The sequence below is a fragment of the Desulfobacter sp. genome, from assembly GCF_050177295.1.
Genome location: NZ_JBFXHE010000521.1, coordinates 1 through 2,697 on the forward strand (window position 1 = coordinate 1; position 2,697 = coordinate 2,697).

General features: G+C 51.4%; 3 protein-coding genes. All 3 read right to left on the bottom strand.

What is annotated here, in order from left to right:
• Nucleotides 1–1,167: ExeA family protein (locus AB7U36_RS22025; RefSeq protein WP_428161746.1), on the bottom strand; the 1,167-nt coding region annotated here is incomplete at its 3' end.
• 42 nt (nucleotides 1,168–1,209) lie between these two features.
• Nucleotides 1,210–2,214, bottom strand: coding sequence for a TAXI family TRAP transporter solute-binding subunit (locus AB7U36_RS22030; RefSeq protein WP_428161747.1), 1,005 nt, complete (start codon nucleotides 2,212–2,214; stop codon nucleotides 1,210–1,212).
• A gap of 289 nt (nucleotides 2,215–2,503) precedes the next feature.
• Nucleotides 2,504–2,697, bottom strand: a 194-nt coding sequence (locus AB7U36_RS22035) for a hypothetical protein (protein WP_428161748.1), incomplete at its 5' end; no start/stop codon positions are given.

The following is a 2,697-nucleotide window of genomic DNA, read 5'->3' on the forward strand; positions in this document are numbered from 1 at the left end:
GGCAGTGGTTTGTTCAGAGGGTCCTGGTGGTACTTGGCTGGGTTCCAGGGGCGGAATCAGGCGTTCGGCCTGAAACGGTTCCAGCCCAGATGCTGCCTCGGACAGATCCCCTTGGGTTTCCGTGGCTGAAGGAGGCGGAACGGTCATGGTCGGGACAAAGGCGGAGCTCTTTTGTGTTGCCGGTGTTTTGATTTGGGGATGCTGTATTTGATCCGGAATGGAAAGTATCCGGGGGTAAAAAGTACAGGCGATGACGACCAGAAGAACGGCTGCTGCCAAGGAGGGCAGTGGCCTTGCCGGCCACCGGGACTTTAGGCTGGCCAACAGCGTTGTAGGTACCGGTGCCGGCGGGGAGACAGGCACCGGTACCTGGGGAAGTTTCAAAATACCCACGGCATCCTGAAAGGTCTGGGCGTCAATGGTTTGCATATCTTTTGAATAGGCGGCGATCATGGCCTGGTCGCAGGCGATGTTGATGCGCCGGGGAATGCCTTTGGTATACCCATGTACTTCCCGGACAGCTTCGGGGGTGAAAATCCTGTGTGTTGCACCGGCCAACTCAAGGCGCCGGTGGATATAGTCCCGGGTCTGTTTTTCTTCCAGGGGAGAAAGCATGGCATGGACATCCACCTGCTTTTCCCATGAAGGACCCAGTTTTTTTTCCATGACTTGGTGGAGTTCCAGTTGACCGGCAAGGATGATAGTAAGGGTATTATCCGGCGCAAATTTCGCCCAGGAGGGGAGCAGGGCCAGGAATCGCTCCGGAATCAGGTGTGCCTCGTCAATAATGATCAGGCATTTTTTTCCAGCCTGGTGGAGGCGGTTTAAAAAAGCCGACAGTACCGGGCCAAATTCTTCACCTTCCCTATAAAGCTCATCAAATCCCAGGGCCCGGGCAATGGAAAGAAACAGATAGTGGAGTTCAATGCTCGGATCTGTGATATGGGCCACTGCGGTCTCTTGGGGCAGGCAATGGCACAGTTCATGGATCAGGGTGGTCTTGCCCGTACCGATGTCTCCGGTGAGGATCAGCAATCCCTCAGGCCCTTCAATACCGCGGTTGAGAAGGTCTAAAGCCCTGGCGTGGGTGTTGCCCAACCACAGAAAGCTGTTATCCGAACTGAGCTGGAAAGGTTTTTTTTTCAGGTTGAAATGGGTGCAATACATGGTGTGCCTCCCTTGGTCGGTCCCGGTTCAGATAAGCCAGATTCAGAGCATCTCTTTGATGGCATCCAGCAAAGGGTTCTCTTCCATAGGCTGACCCGTTTCTCTGGGATTGCCGCCTCTGCGATGTTTTTTAACGCAGTCATACTGATCCCATCCTTTGAGGGGATAGTCCAGGTCTACGCTTTTCCATTTCGGATGACCGTTTTGTTTGAGCCACTCCAGGTTATCGTAAACAATGTTGGCAAATTGTCCCAGGGAATCGCAGCTGTTTCCCCTGAAATCAAAGGAGATCAGAACAGCCTTCACCGCAACGGTGGATACGGATTGGCTCTGCCATGGATAGGTGCCGACCGGAATCTGGGCAACAGGGTAGAATTCGGTAATGCTTTTGTTGCCTATGGGCACGATGTGCAACCCATCCCCGACCGTAACCTGCTCGGAAAAAAGGGCTACGGGAAATCCGGCCACATAGAACATGGCGTCAATGGTGCCGGCCTTGAGCATGGACAGGGCATCATCCGTGCCCACGGCCAGGGTTTGGGCCGGCTTGATACCCGAAATCTCAAAAAGGAGCTTGGCAGTGAGATAGGTACCCGAACCTTCCTTGTCCACGGCCACCCGCCTGTTTTCCAGGTCATCAAACGACGCAACTTCGGTTTTACCCAGCAGATGGACCTCTTCGTTGTACAAGGGGAAAACCATTTTAGTCTTTCTTGCAATACTCTTTAGGACCTTGTTGGATTGCACCTTGAGTACAAATGCCAGTACATCGGACTGGACAATACCCATCTCGGTCTTGGGGCGCTTGTACACGGCATATACATTTTCCACCGATCCCCGGGAGTTGTATACCTGGATGTTATATCCGAATTTTTTGCCTAATTCCTTCAGATTCAGGCCGAATTGGAAGTACGTACCTTTTGCGCCGCCGGTGATTATTCCCAGCTCCGCTGCAGATGCTGTGCCGTACATGGTTGTACAAATCAGGATAGCCAATACCAGAATGAGTTTGCGAATCATAATGTCCCCCACAAATTGTACCGGCATCGGGGCCAGATAAAAATTATGTCAGACTATGTCCTTGCGTCGGCCGGTATAGCGGGCACGGGCCAATTTGTTTTTTTTTTGACTGCAACGTGGCCCACAACGAAAGTGGTAAGTGACACCCCGGGTTTGCCGGTGACTTTTTTATAAAAATAGCGTCGAATACTTTTTCTTTTCGATAATGGTCTACCAAATTGAGGCACAAAGTCAAGGAGCAATATCACATTAACAAGGAATAATTGAATGACTTGATATAATTGACGAAAAATTGTGAAAAAGATGTGTGAATTTTCTAAATAATCCCCCCTATCAGCCGGGGAAAATGGAGCAAAAAAGTGTGCGAAAATTTCCCAATAATGCCCCGGCCGCAGGGAAATAGAAAAATCTGCGGCCGGGGATGCCGATTAATAATATATGGGCTCCGCATATTCAATGCCGTACCCATACCGGCCTGCCGGGTGTGAGGTGCCCAGATCCGTGGACCAT